Source organism: Streptomyces sp. NPDC090025 (assembly GCF_044748125.1).
Lineage (GTDB): Bacteria > Actinomycetota > Actinomycetes > Streptomycetales > Streptomycetaceae > Streptomyces.
In genome coordinates this window covers 104,806-119,564 of the sequence record NZ_JBIVFL010000021.1, presented here as the reverse complement: position 1 = coordinate 119,564, position 14,759 = coordinate 104,806, and the positions used below count along the sequence as shown (strand labels likewise).

Genomic DNA, 14,759 nt, shown 5'->3' with positions numbered 1-14,759 from the left:
CGACGGACTGTCACCGCTTGGCCCTAACATGCCGCCCATGAGCACGAGTGGTACGGGTGAGGGCGGCGGCAGACCGCTGGTGGACGGGCGCTTCCGGCTGGACGCGCGACTGGGCAGCGGCGGGATGGGGACGGTCTGGCGGGCGCGCGACATCGCGCTCGACCGGGACGTCGCACTGAAGGAGGTCCGGCCGCCCGACCCCGCGGTCGAGGAGGCCGATCCGGGCCTCGCCGCCCAACTGCGCGAACGCGCGGTGCGCGAGGCCCGGGCCCTCGCCCGGCTCTCGCACCCGCACGTCGTGACGATCCACCACATCGTCGAGCCCCGGGACGGCTCCCACCCGTGGATCGTGATGGAGCTGGTCGAAGGACGCTCGCTGTACGACCGGCTCGCCGCCGGACCGATGCCGGTCGCCGAGGTCGTCACCCTCGGCCGCCAGGTGCTCTCCGCACTGCGCGCCGCGCACGCCGCCGGACTCCAGCACCGTGACGTCAAGCCCGCGAACGTCCTGCTGCGCCCCGACGGCACCGCCGTCCTCACGGACTTCGGCATCGCCGCGTTCAGCGAGGCCACCTCACGGCTCACCTCCACCGGCGACCTGATCGGCTCGCCCGAGTTCATCGCCCCCGAGCGGGTGCGCGGCGAGGAGGGCAACCCCGCGTCCGACCTGTGGTCGCTCGGCATGCTCCTGTACGTGGCGACCGAGGGCCACCACCCGCTGCGCCGCGCCACCAGCCTGGCCACCGTGGTCGCCGTGCTCGACGACCCGATCCCCGCCCCCGTCCGCTCCGGCGCCCTCGCCCCGGTCCTCGAACGGGTCCTGGTCCGCGACCCGGCGGCCCGCCCGGACGCCGCCCTCCTCGACCGGCTCCTCGCGGACGCGGCACAACACCCGCAGGGCCAGGGGCTGGCAGCGGTGCCGGGCCAGGGGCAGGGCGCGGGCCTGCCGTACGTGCGGGACGCCGTGCCCGGTTCCGTACCGGGTCCGGCCACGCCGCCCGCAGGGTTCGGGCCGCCCCTCGCCCACCCCGCGTACGGCTCGCCGACCCCGCCGACGACGCCGCCCCCGGCCTGGGGTGGGCCCACGGTGAGCGCCGCTCCGGCCGCCGGTTCCGGCTCGGCACGCGCGGGGCGTCGCGTCGCGATCGTCGGCGGGGCGTTCGCGCTGACCGCCGCCGTCATCATCGGCGCGGTGAACCTGATCCCGGACGGCGACGCGGGCACCGGCGGGACCACCGCGGGCACGACCGGCGGCGCCAAGGGCGGCGACAGCCCCTCGACCGCCGCCCGCACCCCGGGCAGCGCGAACGGCGGCAGCGGCAGCGGCAACGGGAGCGGCAGCGGATCCGGTACGGACACGGGCGGCGCCAGCAGTGCCCCGACCGCGCCCCGCGGCAGCCTGCTGACCCCGGCCAACGTCCGTACGGTCATCAAGGCGTTCGGCGACGCCGCGGGCGGCGGCGGGACCATGAAGGAGCTCACGGTCTACGAGGAGTACGCGATCGCCGAGATCCCGACCCGGCCCGGCGCCAAGACCTACGACCGGTACCAGTACCGCGACGGCGCCGTCAGCAAGATGGGCCCCGGCGGCACCATCGGGGACGACGCGGACGAGCAGACCTTCGACGCCAAGGCCATGGCCTGGGACTCGCTGCCCACCCTGATCCAGCGCGGCGAGCGGGACCTGAAGGTGGAGAGTCCGACGATGCGTTACCTCATCGTCGGCCGCTGGACGTTCAACGAGGACCGCCCGACGGTCCGCTTCTATCTGACCAACGAGTACCACGCCACCGGCTATCTGGCCGCGGACCAGAAGGGGAAGGTGGTCCACAGCAACCCGGCCACGTGACGGCCGGTGCGGCGCGGCGGGGCGGCCGGGCCCGGCGGGTGGACCATGGACGGGCCCCCGCCCGCCGTCGCCCAAGGAGCGAAGGAGCGTCCGAGGATGCGCAGAATGCTCGTCGACGCGGCCCGCACGCTGGTCCCGCCCCCGGGCGACCGGCACGGGCCGCTGCCACCCCTGATGCTGACCCTGACCGTGGTCACCGGCCTGGTGGACGCGGTGAGTTACCTCGGCCTCGGCCATGTCTTCGTCGCCAACATGACCGGCAACGTGGTCTTCCTCGGCTTCGCCTTCGCCGGCGCCGAGGGCCTGTCCGCGCCCGCCTCGATCGTGTCGCTCGCCGCGTTCCTGGCCGGGGCGGTGGCGGGCGGCCGGTTCGGGGTGCGTCTCGGCGCGCACCGGGGACGGCTCCTTGCCACCGCGATGACGGTGCAGGTGGTGCTGCTCCTGGCGGCGCTCGGTACGACGCTGGCCGCCCGTGACGAGCTCGGCACCGGCGTCCGGTACACGCTGATCGTGACGCTGGCGCTGGCGATGGGCCTGCAGAACGCGGCCGTCCGGCGGCTCGGCGTGCCGGACCTCACCACCACCGTGCTCACCCTGACCCTCACCGGCCTCGCCGCCGACTCGGGCCCGGCGGGCGGTACGGGGCCGCGCCCGGGCCGCCGTGTCCTGTCCGTCCTGGCGATGTTCCTCGGCGCGCTCGTCGGTGCCGTGCTGCTGCGCGAGGCCGGAGTGCCGGTCGTGCTCGGGGTGGCCCTGGCGCTGGTCTCCGGGGCGGCGGCGGTGCTGTGGCGGCTGTCGCGGCCCGGCGTCGGCTGGGCCCCGGCCCCGTAGGCCCGTGTGGGTGCGCCCGTGCGCCCGTGAGCCCGTGCGTCAGTGGGCCTCGCGCACCGGGTGGCGGCTGAGGATCGAGACCCGGTTGAAGGCGTTGATGGCGATGGCCACCCAGATCACCGCCGACAGCTCGTCGTCGGTCAGCACCGCGCGGGCCTCGGCGTAGGCGCGGTCCTGCGCGAGGGCGTCCGCCGGATGCGTGGTCGCCTCCGCGAGGGCGAGAGCGGCGCGCTCGCGCGCGGTGAACAGCTCGGTCTCCCGCCAGGCGGCGAGGACCCCCAGCCGCCGGGGCGTCTCACCGGCGCGCAGCGCCGCCCTGGTGTGCACGTCGAGGCAGGAGGCGCAGCCGTTGAGCTGGGACACCCGGAGGTTCACCAGCTCCACCAGGATCCGGTCGAGCCCGGCGTCCGCCGCCGTGGCGCGTACCGTCTCGGCCGTCCTGACCAGGGCCCGGTAGGCGTCCGGGCTCTGCTTGTCGACGTACACCCGCTGCTCGCTCACCGTCTGCTCCTTCGCGTCCTGCTCCTTCGCCGGGGTCCGTGCGCCCGGCAGTGTTCAGAGCTATCATGATCCAATATAGTTGAAAAGCCAACTATGAGAACCGACCGCCTGCGGGCGGTCCGTCCGGCGAACGTGCGGACGCATGTGAGCGGACACGCGTGAAACGTGAAAGGGGTCGGGAGACTATGGGTGAACACGAGGCCGAGGTCCTCACCGCCCGGGACGTCCCGCTGGGCGGCCCGCGCGCCATGACCGTACGACGCACCCTGCCCCAGCGGGCCCGCACCCTGATCGGCGCCTGGTGCTTCGCCGACCACTACGGCCCCGACCGGGTCGCCGACTCCGGCGGCATGGACGTCGCCCCGCACCCGCACACCGGACTGCAGACCGTCAGCTGGCTGTTCAGCGGCGAGATCGAGCACCGCGACAGCCTCGGCAGCCACGCCCTCGTCCGCCCCGGCGAGATCAACCTCATGACCGGCGGCCACGGCATCAGCCACTCCGAGGTGTCCACCCCCGACACCACCGTGCTGCACGGCGTCCAGCTCTGGGTCGCCCTCCCGGACGCCCACCGCCACGCGCCCCGCGCCTTCCAGCACCACGCGCCGCGCCCGGTCCGCGTCGACGGCGCCGACATCCGGGTCTTCCTCGGCACCCTCGCCGGGGACACCTCCCCGGTCGCCACCTTCACCCCGCTGCTCGGCGCCGAACTGCTCATCGACCCCGGCGCCACCGTCACCCTCGACGTCGACCCGGCCTTCGAGCACGGCGTCCTCGTCGACGAGGGCGGCATCCTGCTCGCCGGGACCGCCCTCGGCCGCGCCGAACTCGGCTACCTGCCCGAGGGCCGTACCACCCTCACGCTGACCAACGACTCCGCCGACCGCGCCCGCCTGATCCTGCTCGGCGGCCCGCCGTTCGAGGAGGAGATCGTCATGTGGTGGAACTTCATCGCCCGCACCGACGCCGAGATCCGCCAGGCCCGCGAGGACTGGGCCACCGGAGACCGCTTCGGCGAGGTCACGGGCTACCCCGGCGCCCGCCTCCCGGCCCCCGAACTCCCGACCGTCCCCCTCAAGGCCCGCCACAACCCCCGTCACCCCCGTCGCGACTCCCGCTGACCGCAGTCGCGTTACCTTTCCCTTTCCCTTTTCCTTCTGATTCCTTCTGATTCCTTCCGGCGAAAGGCCCGTCATGACCGAGCAGGCAACCACCCCCGTCGTCCGCCGCGTCGACGCCCGGCACCGCTACGAGATCCTGGTCGGCGAGCAGCGCGCCGGACTCACGGCCTACCGGGACCACGACGAGCGGCAGCGTGTGTTCTTCCACACGGAGATCGACGACGCCTTCGCCGGGCAGGGCCTCGCCGGGATCCTGGTGTCCGAGGCGCTCGCGGACGTGCGGGCGGCGGGTCTGCGGATCGTCCCCGTCTGCCCGTACGTCTCCGCGTTCCTCAAGAAGCACGGGGAGTTCGCCGACATCACCGACCCGGTGACCCCCGAGATCCTGCAGTGGCTGGAGGGGCAGCTGCGGCGCCCGTGACTGGCTGGGCGGACGGCGGTGCGGCCGGGCCACGCTCGGGCAGCGGTCGGGCGCCCGATCCTGCAATCCTTTGCAGGATCTTGCAGGAGGTGTGCGGCCGCTGTTTGACTGCCCGCATGAGCAGCGGCAGCCACGGCCAGGAGCAGGGCCAGGATCAGGACCTCGACCTCGACCTCGACCTCGACTACGACGATGAGGGCGCCGAGGACGGGGCCGGTCCCGGCGACGACGACACGGACATCGACACGGACATCGACACGGACATCGACGTGCTCGTGCTCGGCGGCGCCGGGGTCGACACCATCGTCCACGTGCCCGAGCTGCCCGTCCCGCTCGCCGACAGTCACATGATCGACACCGGCATCGTCACCCGGGCCGGGCAGACCGGCGACTTCGTCGCCCTCGGACTGCACCGGCTGGGGCTCCGCACCCACCACCTCGACCTCCTCGGGGCCGACCCCGAGGGCGAGTTGGTCCGCGCGTTCCACCGCGCGGAGGGCATCCCGCTCACCACCGCCCCGCAGCCCGCCGGCACCCGGCGCGCGGTCAACCTGGTCGGACCCGACGGGCGCAGACTCTCCCTGTACGACGCGACTCGCGGCCGCGACCAGGACCGACTGCCCGAGGCGGAGCTGCGTGCGCTCGCCGGGCGCAGCGGACACGCTCATGTGTCGCTCACCCAGCCCTGCGCCCACGCGCTGCCCGTCCTGCACGAGACGGGGGTCACCGTCTCCACCGACCTGCACGACTGGGACGGCCGGTCCGCCTATCACGAGGCGTTCGCGCTCGCCGCCGACGTCGTCTTCGTGTCCGCCGCCGCGCTCGACGACCCGACGGGCACCCTGCACGACATCCTGCGCCGCGGCCGGGCCTCCGTCGCCGTCGCGACCGCCGGGGCGGACGGCGCCCAGGTGCTCTACCGGGGGCCCGGTCCGGCCGGGACCGCGCCGCGGCTGCTGCGGGTGCCCGCCGTCGCCCCGCCGAGCCCGGTGGTCGACAGCAACGGCGCGGGCGACGCCTTCGCCGCCGGTTTCCTGCACGCCTGGCTGGCCGGACTGCCGGTCCCGGACTGCGCCCTGCACGGCAGCGTCGCCGGGGCGTACGCCTGCACCGTGCCCGCCACCCGTACCGAGGCCATCGGGCGGGCCGCGCTGCACGCCGAGGTGGCGCGGCTCGGCGGCGCCGTGCCCGGGGGACGCGCCCCCGTGGCGCCGGTGGCGACGGAGCCGCTGCTCACCGAGCCGGTGGCGAGGGCGCCGGGTGACGAGGGAGCGGGTGGTCACGGAGCCGGTGGTGAGGGAGCCGGTGGTCACGGACCCCATGCCGGGCATGTCAGGATCGAGGGATGACTGACAAGATCATCGCGGCGTGCGACGGCGCGTCCAAGGGCAACCCCGGGCCCGCCGCCTGGGCCTGGGTCATCGGCACCGAGGGTGGCGAGGTCACCCACTGGGAGGCGGGCCCGCTCGGCACCGCGACCAACAACGTCGCCGAACTGACCGCCCTGCTGCGCCTCTTGGAGCGGATCGACCCCGGCACGGCGGCCGAGGTCCGGATGGACTCGCAGTACGCGATGAAGGCCGTCACCACCTGGCTGCCCGGCTGGCGCCGCAAGGGCTGGAAGACCTCCGCCGGGACCCCCGTCGCCAACAAGGAGCTGGTGGTCAGGATCGACGAGCTGCTCACCGACCGGCGGGTGGAGTTCGTCTACACCCCCGCCCACCAGGTCGACGGCGACCCCCTGAACGACGCCGCCGACCGGGCCGCCAGCCACTCCGCCCGCAGCCAGCAGCCGGCCGGTTCCGCCGCCGGTTCGCCGCTGCCTCCGCCGGAGCCCGGCTCGACCCGTCCCGCCACCGCCTCGCGCCCCCGTAAGACCGCCGGAACGGCCGCCTCCACCGGCGCCAGCCACCCCGCGCGCGCCGGGTCGCGCTCCGGTGCCACCGCCCCCAGCCTGAAGGCCCGGTTCCCCGGCCGGTGCCGCTGCGGCCAGTCGTACGCCAAGGGCGAGACGATCACCAAGAACGCCGACGGGTGGGGGCATCCGGCCTGCGCGGAGGCCGCCTCCTAGGTGGTCCGCCCCACCGGCCGTTCGCCGTGGAGGTTTCCCCTGGATCGCCAGGGGAAACCCTGGCGAAATTCAGGGTAAGTCCCGGGAAAGTACGGGGGTTTCGCCGCTGGGCGCGCCCCGGTCTCAGGGTGCGGCGCGGGGTGTTCCGGGCGGGCTCCGGATGGATTCCGGACGCGCGGAGGGCGGATTTCGGACGCCCGAGGGCCGGGCGCGGGGCGTGCACGGGGCGGCGCTCAGGACCGGTTCAGGACCGGCTCCGGAGGGGTTCCTGGGCGGCCCTGAGCGATCTTCCTCAGGGGGTACGCGGGGTGTCCCGCAGGGCTCGCTGAGCCGAACGGGGGATGGGGTAAACCGGACATTCACCCAGCCGTGCGCGCGGGTTCGTGTGGGGTTCTGTTCTCGGGGCCTTCGGGGCTGCATACTGTTCCTCCCGCCACCGATGGCGAACCGTTTCACTTGCCCTTTTCCCCTTGGGCGAAGCGGTCGGCAACGGGCGGGAACCCCTCCCTTGCATCGTCGCCGCGATTCGGCGTGCGATGACCCCTGCCCGCGAAAGACCCGATGTCCCGTGCCAGTACCTGTAGTCCTTTCCGGACGCACTGTGCGCCTGGAGCCGCTGGCGATGCGCCATGCCGAGGGCATCGCCTGGGCCGGCGCACTGGATCGTGCGGCGTATGCCTACACCTCCGTGCCCCACGGCCTCGACGCTTCGTGCGACTACATCGCCCGCGCCCTCGCTGAACAGGCGGCCGGCCGGGTCCTCCCCTTCGCCGTGGTCCATCCGAAGACGGGCCGGGTGCTCGGGTCCACCCGCTTCCTGGAACTCGACTACTGGCGGGGCCCCGTCGTGTGGCCGCCGATGACCGGCGTCCCGTACGGGGATCCCCTGACCTCGGTCCCGGACGCGGCGGAGATCGGCAACACCTGGATCTCCAGCGAGGCGCGGGGCACCGGGGTCAACACCGAGGCGAAGTACCTCATGCTCCGGCACGCCTTCGAGACCTGGGGCGTGCGCCGCATCTCGATGCGCGCGGACGCCCGCAACACCCGCTCGTGCGTCGCCATCGAGCGGCTCGGTGCCTCCTGCGAGGGCATCCGCCGGGCCCACTCGCGGGGCCTCGACGGCATCGTCCGCGACACCGCGTTCTACTCCGTCCTCGACGAGGAATGGCCGACCGTGCGGGGCATCGTCGAGCTGCGGATGTCCGCCCGGCTGCGCCGCCCGGCCACGCTCACGACCGGCGGCTATCCGGGCGAGACGCGCGAGCACGGCGGAGCGGGAGAACTGCTTCCCGCCTGACGGCCGGGAGCCCGGCCCCGCGCCACGGCCGCGCGCGACAGCGGTGGTGCCGTCACCGGAACGGTGCGGCACCACCGGCGAGGCGCCCGGCGTCGCCCTCACACCGACAACCGGCCCGGCAGGCCCGCCCGTTGCGGCGGCGGACCCGCCGGTACGGGGGGACTCGCCGGTACGGCCGGGGTCGCCGAGCCGTTCGGCGGCGCGGGCGGGCCCAGCGGGTCGTGCGGACCCGGCGGGGTCGGCCTCAGGACCTCGTCCAGAGCCGCGAGCCGGATCAGCCGCAGGGTCATCGGATGGTCGCAGACCAGGCGCCAAGGGGCGGCGCGCGACTGCACGCGCTGGGCGCAGCGGACCAGGAGTCCCAGCCCCGAGGCGTCACAGAACGTGATGTGGCGCAGGTCGACGGTGAGGGCCGTCGCCTCACGGGCCAGCACGTCGAGCTCGTGCCGGACGCGCTGCACCAGGACCAGGTCGAGCTCTCCGTACAGCTCGGCCGTGGTCAGGCCCTCGCTCGACCGGACGGCGAGTTGCGGATCGCCGCGTCGGATCAGATGCATGGACACGCTCCACTGGATCGGTCCCCGTGGAACGAGGTTCGCGGGCCGAGCAGAGGCAGACACGTTTCTCCACATCCGCCATCACCCGAAGAGGTGAAAACGGAGCATTCTCGCCCGCTCGCGGAGTCGTTCACGGCTGCTGCGCGGGTGGTACGACGGCCACCGGGCAGCTCGCGTGATGCAGGACGGCGTGCGCGACCGAGCCCACGAGCAGCGTCTCGACCCGGTGGCGGCGGTGCCGTCCCACGACGAGCAGCCCCGCCTCCCGCGAGTCGTCGACCAGACGGCCCGCCGCGTCCGCGGGCGTGACCGTCGGAATGACCTCGACCTCCGGGTGCCGGGCGGCGAACGGCCGCAGCCGCTCCTCCTGGCGCCGTGTCGTGGTGTCCACCAGCTCGGGCGTCTCGTCCGGCATCGGCGGCGGCACCTGGAGCGCGGGCGCGGGCGCGCCGATGAGCAGTGCGGGGGAGGGCGGCACCGGATACGCGGTCACCACCTCGAGCGGCACCCCGCGCCGCCGCGCCGCCTCGAAGGCGAACTCGACCACCACGTCGTCGGTCTCCTCGATGTGCAGCCCGAGCAGCACCCGGCCCGCGCCCGCCCCGATCTCCAGCGACGCGGCCCGCGCCTCGTGCGGCACCACGACCACCGGGCACGGCGCGGAGGAGGCGAGCGTCCGGCTGGTCGACCCGAGCAGCAGGCTCGCGAAGCCGCCCCGCCCCCGCGATCCCACCACCAGGAGCCGGGCCCCGGCGGCCGCCGCCGACAGCGCGTCGACGACCGACCCGTCGAGCGAGGCGTACCGTACGGCGATCCCCTCGGCCCGGGCCCCGACGTCGGCCGCCAGCGCGTCGAGCAGCGTGTCCGGCAGCTCCGGTGTCCGGCCGAGCGACGCGATCCGCGCGCCGCCCAACTGGAGCGCGTCCGGCCGGACGTGCGCGACGGTCAGCGGCGCGCCGAGACTGCGGGCCGCGGCGAGCGCCCAGTCCAGGGCGCGCAGGCTGTGGTCGGATCCGTCGACGGCGACCACGACGGCCGCGTCGCCCGAGGCGTGAGGGGAGGAGCCGGGGGAGTTCGACGTGCTGGGGGAGTTCCTCGTGTTCGGGGTGTGGGCGGGGCTCGGGGTGTTGTGGTCGGTGTGTGAGCTCATGGTTCGAACTCATATCGGGATCATTCGCCCCGATCGGGCTGCCACGCCGAGCACGGGCGGAGATGGCGAGCAGAGAGGGGGAGCAGGGGGGAGAGGGGAGGGCCGCGCCCGGCACGGCACCGGAGCGAACTCCCCCCCGCCCCCGCCCCCGCCCCCGGCCAGGCCCCGCCCGCCCCGGCGCGGTCTCCGCCCCGCTCAGCGCAGCAGTCCGCGCCGTCCCCGCGCCGCCGCGACCAGCTCGGGCAGCGTGGCCAGCTTCACCCGGGGGCGGCCCGCCGCCTCGCCCCTGGCCCGCTCGGCGCGCTCGATCGCGGCGAGACCGCGCGCGTCCACCACCTGCCGCACCCGGCGCCGGACGAGCCGGTCGAAGGCCCGCGCGGTGCCGGCCGGCGCCGGCAGGCCGCCCGCGACGGCGTCGGCGAGGAGACTGCCCACGGTCTCCGCCGCACAGGTGCGGTTGGCGCCGATGCCGCCCGAGGGACCCCGCTTGATCCAGCCGACCACGTACGCGCCGGTGCGGCCCTCGACCCGGCCGCCCTGATGCGGCACCGTGCCGCTCTCCGGGTCGAACGGCAGCCCCTCCAGCGGGAGTCCGCGATAGCCGATCGCCCGCAGGACGAGCCCCGCGGGCAGCTCGACCGGCCCGGCCGCGCCCGTCACCCGTACCCCGCCGTCGGCCAGCACCTCCGCAGGCTCCGAATGGAACCGGAACACGATCCGTCGCTCACCCTCCGGGGCCGTGTCCGCAGACCGCGCGGGCGCGCCCCAGTCCACCCGCTCGCGCACCGCGCCGCCGAGCAGCGCCGCCTTGTCGCGCGGCCCGGCCGCCGTCACCGCCGCCCACGCGCGCGGATCGTGGTCGTCCACGACGAGCCGGACCCCCGGCAGCGCCCCGAGGGCCAGCAACTCGGGCCCGGTGCAGGACAGATCCTCGGGACCGCGCCGTACGAGCAGCACCACCTCCCGCACGGCGGAGGCGCGCAGCGCGGCGAGGGCGTGGTCGGCGATGTCCGTCGTCGCGAGGACCTCCGGATCGGTGACCAGGAGGCGGGCCACGTCGAGCGCCACATTGCCCGCGCCGACCACCACGACCCGCGCCACCCCCGACAGGTCCACGGCATCGGGCGCGACCTCGGGATGGGCGTTGTACCAGGCCACGAAGTCGGTCGCGGAGAGACTCGCGGTACGCACCTCCTCGCCCGGCACCCCGAGCCGCCGGTCGCCCGCCGCGCCGACCGCGTACACCACCGCGTCGTGGTGCGCGGCCAGTTCGGCCGCCGTGACGTCCGTGCCGACAGCGACGCCGAGATACATGCGCACCCGGGGGTGGGTGTGGAAGCGGGCGAAGGTCTCCCCGATCCGCTTGGTCGCCGGATGGTCGGGTGCCACCCCGTACCGCACCAGACCGCCCGCCACCGGCAGCCGGTCGACCAGCGTCACCTCCGCGTTGGTGTGCAGCAGCAGGTCCTCGGCGGCGTACATGCCCGCGGGCCCGGTGCCGACCACGGCGACCCGGATCGGACCGAAGTCGGCGGGCAGGCTGCGCGGGAACGAGGGCGCGCCCCAGGAGTGGAAGACCGGGCCCTCGTCCGGCACCGGGGGGAGCGGTGGGCGTTCCGCGTAGAAGTCGGCGTTGAGGGCGACGTACTCCTGCCGGCCGGGGGCGGTCAGCGCGTCCGCCGGGAACACGGCGTCGACCGGGCAGGCATCGGCGCAGGCGCCGCAGTCGATGCACGCGCGCGGGTCGATGTAGAGCATCTCGGTGCGGCCGAAGTCCGGTTCGTCGGGCGTGGGATGGATGCAGTTGACCGGGCAGACGGCGACGCAGGTGGCGTCGTTGCAGCAGGTCTGGGTGATCGCGTAGGTCATCGGGGTCCGCTCGGGGTTCCACTGGGGGTCGGATCAGGGGCGGGATCAGGGGAGGGGCGGGATCAGTGACGGGCCGGGGCCAGGGCCGGGGCCAGGTCGGGCATCGGCCCGGCTCGGGTACAGGCTCGGCTCGGGATCGGCCCGGGCTCGGGGGCTCGGGGGCTCCGGGACTTCGGGGCTCAGATCAGGTGGGCGCGCCGGTACACGGTCACGGCCGGCCGGGTCAGCAGTCCGGCCGAGGACAGGAACTCCATCAGGCCCGAACAGCTCGACCGCAGCAGGGACTTGTGGTGCTCGTTGGCCCGCGCCTCGGCGAGCGCCCGCTCGACGTCGAGCCCGGCCCGCGCGTACACCTCACGGCTCACCATGCTGGTGACGATGAAGTACGAGGCGATGGCGACGACCAGCGCCTGCGCCCGGCGCCGCAGCGTCCCCGCCCCGGCCAGCCGGGCCCGGGTCTCCTCGCGGGCGAACTTCATGTGCCGCGATTCCTCCACCACATGGATGTTGTTGATGGTCCGCACGAACGGGACCACCCGCTCGTCGCGCATCCAGTCGCGCTGCATCACGTCGAGCACCTCCTCGGCGACGAGGATCGAGGCGTACGCGGCTTCGCCGACCGCCAAGGTCTTGAAGGCGCGGCCGAGTTCGAGGGCGAGGCGCGGCGGCCGGTAGGCGGGGGCGCGGAGCTTCGCGGCGCCGCGCCCGAACATGATGGAGTGCCGGCACTCGTCCGCGATCTCGGTCAGCGCCCACTGGAAGCGCGGGTCGGTGGGGTCCTTGGCGTACATGTCACGCAGCACCATCTGCTGGAGGATCATCTCGAACCAGATCCCGATGCTGGCCACCGAGGCCGACTCCTGCCGGGTCAGCTCCTTGCGCTGCGGCTCGGTCAGCTCCTGCCAGTAGCGGGTGCCGTAGAGGGTGCTCCACTCCGGGCTCATCCCGTGGAAGTCCTCGTCGAGCGGCGCGTCCCAGTCGACCTCGACGGCGGGGTCGTACGAGAGCGCGGCCGAGGACTCGAGCAGCCGCCTGGCCGCTTCGCGCTCGGACTGCCGGGCGGACCGCCGGGCGGCCTCCCGCGCCGACAGCCGTGCGGACCGCTGTTCCGACTCCCGTTCCGGCGCCCGTTCCGACTCCCGTGCGGTCTCCTTCGGCTGCGGGACGGTGCTGCGTGCCATGGTGCGGCTCCTTCGGGACCTCGCGGGCCTTATTAGACGCGGTGTCTAGCAAGCTTGTTGGACGGACCGTATAGCAAGACGAGGCGCGCGCCTACCCGACGGTACGGAATTCATTGCCGCGGTGGCGCCGGGTGGGAGAGGATGTGTTCATGATCGACAGTTCCGAGGGCACGGTGCGCCGCGCCGGCACGGGCGTGGACCGGGCCGGGCAGGAGGCCGCGATCGCGGCCGCCATCGACGGGGAACTCCGCCTCCTGGACCCGGCGGTGCGCGGCTCCGCCACGGAGGCGGCCCGGTTCTTCGACCCGGAGTTCGTCGAGGTCGGCGCCTCCGGACGACGCTGGACGTACGAGGAGATGCTGGCCGCCCTGCCCGGACTCGACGGCGGCGCGGCCGAGGGCCCGCGCTTCGAGGTGTCGTCCCTGCGCGGAGTGCTGCTCGCCCCGGACCTCGTCCACCTCACGTACGAGACGCGGTTCGGCGACCGCAAGGCCCGCCGCAGCTCGATCTGGCGCAGGGCGGCGGAGCCGGGCGAAGCGGAGTCCGCGGCGCGGGTCGGTGTCGACGGCTGGCGGCTGTACTACCACCAGGGGACCCCGTTCGGGGACGACTGACCTCCCGGTTCGGGGAGGGGTGAGCCCGAGCCTCCTCACGGGGGCGGCGGGACACGCGCGACGGGCAGCGGCGACGATGGACGGGCAGCGCCACGCAGGGCGGGCGGCGGCCACGAGTGACGGGCACACGAGCGACGTGTGGCGGGGGAGAGGGACGGACCATGGGTGACAGCGCGGTGCTCACCGAGCGTTTCGAGCGGGACCGGCCACGGCTGCGGGCCGTCGCCCACCGGATGCTCGGCTCGCTCGCCGAGGCGGACGACGCGCTCCAGGAGGCGTGGCTGCGGGCGGACAGCGCGGGCATCGTCGGGGTCGACAACCTCGGCGGCTGGCTGACCACCGTGGTCTCCCGGGTCTGCCTCAACATGCTGCGCTCGCGCGACCGCCGCCGAGAGGACTCCCTCGACGCCCGGCTCGACAACGGACCCGGCGACATCGGTCCCGGTGACGTCGAGGGCGACGGCATCGGCGGCGGTCGCACGCGCGGCATCGACCCCGAGGAGGAGGCCCTGGCCGCCGACGCGGTCGGCGTCGCCCTCCTCGTGGTGCTCGACACCCTCGGGCCCGCCGAACGCCTGGCCTTCGTGCTCCACGACATGTTCGCGGTCCCCTTCGAGGACATCGCCCCGATGCTCGACCGCACCCCGGCCGCCGTCCGCCAGCTCGCCTCCCGCGCCCGCCGCCGGGTGAAGGGCGACACCGGCGTCGGCGGCGGTGCCGGTGCCGCTGGCCGCGCCGGTTCGGGCATCGGTTCGGACACCAGGTCCGCCGTCCGTGCCACCGCCGTGGCCTCGGACGCCGGGCGCCAGCGCGAAGTGGTGGCCGCGTTCCTCGCCGCCACCCGCGGCGGCGACTTCGACGCCCTCCTCAGGCTGCTCCACCCCGACGTCGTGCTCCGCGCCGACCGCATGGTCATCCCCACCCCCGAGCCGGTCCTGGTCGCGGGCGGCCGGACGGTGGCACAGGGCGCGATGGCGGCGATCGGCCGCGCCCAGTTCACCGGCCTGGCCCTGGTCGACGGCGCGTTCGGCCTGGTGATGGCGCCGCAGGGCCGCCTGCGGATCGTGCTCACCTTCGTCCTGACGGACGGTCTGATCACCGGCATCGAGGTCGTGGCGGAGCCGGAACGGCTCGACGCGATGGTCGTGGCGGTGCCGGAGGCGGTGTCCGGCGAGGAGTGAGGCGTGGCGCCCCAGCGGGAGTGCTCCACCCGGGGCCCTCTGTCCGGCGCGGGGTGGCGTCCGGCAGCATGGGGCGATGCGCTTCCGTCAGTCGCCGCCTCGCGTGCGGGGGA

General features: G+C 74.6%; 14 protein-coding genes. 9 read left to right on the top strand and 5 right to left on the bottom strand.

What is annotated here, in order from left to right; translation table 11 throughout:
* Window positions 1-37: 37 nt before the first annotated feature.
* Entirely contained in the window at window positions 38-1,849 is a 1,812-nt protein-coding gene (locus ACIPXM_RS33455) for a serine/threonine-protein kinase (protein WP_401663348.1), read from the top strand.
* 96 nt (window positions 1,850-1,945) lie between these two features.
* A complete protein-coding gene (locus ACIPXM_RS33450) occupies window positions 1,946-2,680 on the top strand; it encodes a YoaK family protein (RefSeq protein WP_401663345.1) in 735 nt (244 codons plus the stop codon).
* Between the two features lie 39 nt (window positions 2,681-2,719).
* Here ACIPXM_RS33450 and ACIPXM_RS33445 read toward each other — a convergent pair whose 3' ends face one another.
* Complete coding sequence (locus ACIPXM_RS33445) at window positions 2,720-3,181, bottom strand: carboxymuconolactone decarboxylase family protein (RefSeq protein WP_401663343.1); 462 nt, start codon at window positions 3,179-3,181, stop codon at window positions 2,720-2,722.
* A gap of 185 nt (window positions 3,182-3,366) precedes the next feature.
* On the opposite strand from ACIPXM_RS33445, the gene ACIPXM_RS33440 reads away from it, so the two are divergent.
* From ACIPXM_RS33440 to ACIPXM_RS33420, 5 genes are all read left to right on the top strand, one after another.
* The gene (locus ACIPXM_RS33440; protein ID WP_401663341.1) at window positions 3,367-4,302 is read left to right on the top strand and encodes a pirin family protein; all 936 of its coding nucleotides are present in this window, start codon (window positions 3,367-3,369) and stop codon (window positions 4,300-4,302) included.
* A gap of 73 nt (window positions 4,303-4,375) precedes the next feature.
* Window positions 4,376-4,723 carry a GNAT family N-acetyltransferase gene (locus tag ACIPXM_RS33435; RefSeq protein ID WP_401663339.1) on the top strand — a complete coding sequence of 116 codons (348 nt, stop codon included), beginning with the start codon at window positions 4,376-4,378 and terminating at the stop codon, window positions 4,721-4,723.
* 251 nt (window positions 4,724-4,974) lie between these two features.
* The gene (locus ACIPXM_RS33430; protein ID WP_401663399.1) at window positions 4,975-6,072 is read left to right on the top strand and encodes an adenosine kinase; all 1,098 of its coding nucleotides are present in this window, start codon (window positions 4,975-4,977) and stop codon (window positions 6,070-6,072) included.
* On the top strand, window positions 6,069-6,794 hold the full coding sequence (locus tag ACIPXM_RS33425) for a ribonuclease H (RefSeq protein ID WP_401663336.1): 726 nt from the start codon (window positions 6,069-6,071) through the stop codon (window positions 6,792-6,794). The genes ACIPXM_RS33430 and ACIPXM_RS33425 overlap by 4 nt, the downstream gene beginning before the upstream one ends.
* A 568-nt stretch (window positions 6,795-7,362) precedes the next feature.
* Window positions 7,363-8,094 carry a GNAT family N-acetyltransferase gene (locus ACIPXM_RS33420; RefSeq protein WP_401663333.1) on the top strand — a complete coding sequence of 244 codons (732 nt, stop codon included), beginning with the start codon at window positions 7,363-7,365 and terminating at the stop codon, window positions 8,092-8,094.
* A 98-nt stretch (window positions 8,095-8,192) separates the two neighbouring features.
* Here the strand turns inward: ACIPXM_RS33420 and ACIPXM_RS33415 are convergent, their stop codons facing one another.
* The 4 genes from ACIPXM_RS33415 to ACIPXM_RS33400 all read right to left on the bottom strand — a co-directional run bounded on the left by ACIPXM_RS33415 (window position 8,193) and on the right by ACIPXM_RS33400 (window position 12,851).
* The gene (locus ACIPXM_RS33415; RefSeq protein WP_401663331.1) at window positions 8,193-8,651 is read right to left on the bottom strand and encodes an STAS domain-containing protein; all 459 of its coding nucleotides are present in this window, start codon (window positions 8,649-8,651) and stop codon (window positions 8,193-8,195) included.
* A gap of 130 nt (window positions 8,652-8,781) precedes the next feature.
* Window positions 8,782-9,801 carry a universal stress protein gene (locus tag ACIPXM_RS33410; protein ID WP_401663328.1) on the bottom strand — a complete coding sequence of 340 codons (1,020 nt, stop codon included), beginning with the start codon at window positions 9,799-9,801 and terminating at the stop codon, window positions 8,782-8,784.
* A gap of 195 nt (window positions 9,802-9,996) precedes the next feature.
* Window positions 9,997-11,670 carry an FAD-dependent oxidoreductase gene (locus ACIPXM_RS33405; RefSeq protein ID WP_401663325.1) on the bottom strand — a complete coding sequence of 558 codons (1,674 nt, stop codon included), beginning with the start codon at window positions 11,668-11,670 and terminating at the stop codon, window positions 9,997-9,999.
* 179 nt (window positions 11,671-11,849) lie between these two features.
* Window positions 11,850-12,851 (bottom strand): diiron oxygenase, encoded by a 1,002-nt coding sequence (locus ACIPXM_RS33400; protein ID WP_401663322.1) that lies wholly within the window; start codon window positions 12,849-12,851, stop codon window positions 11,850-11,852.
* 149 nt (window positions 12,852-13,000) lie between these two features.
* On the opposite strand from ACIPXM_RS33400, the gene ACIPXM_RS33395 reads away from it, so the two are divergent.
* Together ACIPXM_RS33395 and ACIPXM_RS33390 are read left to right on the top strand one after the other, a co-directional pair.
* The gene (locus ACIPXM_RS33395; protein WP_401663320.1) at window positions 13,001-13,465 is read left to right on the top strand and encodes a DUF4440 domain-containing protein; all 465 of its coding nucleotides are present in this window, start codon (window positions 13,001-13,003) and stop codon (window positions 13,463-13,465) included.
* Window positions 13,466-13,626: 161 nt separating this feature from the next.
* A complete protein-coding gene (locus ACIPXM_RS33390; protein ID WP_401663318.1) occupies window positions 13,627-14,646 on the top strand; it encodes a sigma-70 family RNA polymerase sigma factor in 1,020 nt (339 codons plus the stop codon).
* Window positions 14,647-14,759: the final 113 nt, after the last annotated feature.

Excerpts from the sequence above, each read along its gene's own strand:
- ACIPXM_RS33455 (WP_401663348.1), top strand. The coding sequence starts at position 38 with ATGAGCACGAGTGGTACGGGTGAGGGCGGCGGCAGACCGCTGGTGGAC.
- ACIPXM_RS33450 (WP_401663345.1), top strand. The coding sequence starts at position 1,946 with ATGCGCAGAATGCTCGTCGACGCGGCCCGCACGCTGGTCCCGCCCCCG.
- ACIPXM_RS33440 (WP_401663341.1), top strand. The coding sequence starts at position 3,367 with ATGGGTGAACACGAGGCCGAGGTCCTCACCGCCCGGGACGTCCCGCTG.
- ACIPXM_RS33435 (WP_401663339.1), top strand. The coding sequence starts at position 4,376 with ATGACCGAGCAGGCAACCACCCCCGTCGTCCGCCGCGTCGACGCCCGG.
- ACIPXM_RS33425 (WP_401663336.1), top strand. The coding sequence starts at position 6,069 with ATGACTGACAAGATCATCGCGGCGTGCGACGGCGCGTCCAAGGGCAAC.
- ACIPXM_RS33415 (WP_401663331.1), bottom strand. The coding sequence starts at position 8,651 with ATGCATCTGATCCGACGCGGCGATCCGCAACTCGCCGTCCGGTCGAGC.
- ACIPXM_RS33410 (WP_401663328.1), bottom strand. The coding sequence starts at position 9,801 with ATGAGCTCACACACCGACCACAACACCCCGAGCCCCGCCCACACCCCG.
- ACIPXM_RS33405 (WP_401663325.1), bottom strand. The coding sequence starts at position 11,670 with ATGACCTACGCGATCACCCAGACCTGCTGCAACGACGCCACCTGCGTC.
- ACIPXM_RS33400 (WP_401663322.1), bottom strand. The coding sequence starts at position 12,851 with ATGGCACGCAGCACCGTCCCGCAGCCGAAGGAGACCGCACGGGAGTCG.
- ACIPXM_RS33395 (WP_401663320.1), top strand. The coding sequence starts at position 13,001 with ATGATCGACAGTTCCGAGGGCACGGTGCGCCGCGCCGGCACGGGCGTG.
- ACIPXM_RS33390 (WP_401663318.1), top strand. The coding sequence starts at position 13,627 with ATGGGTGACAGCGCGGTGCTCACCGAGCGTTTCGAGCGGGACCGGCCA.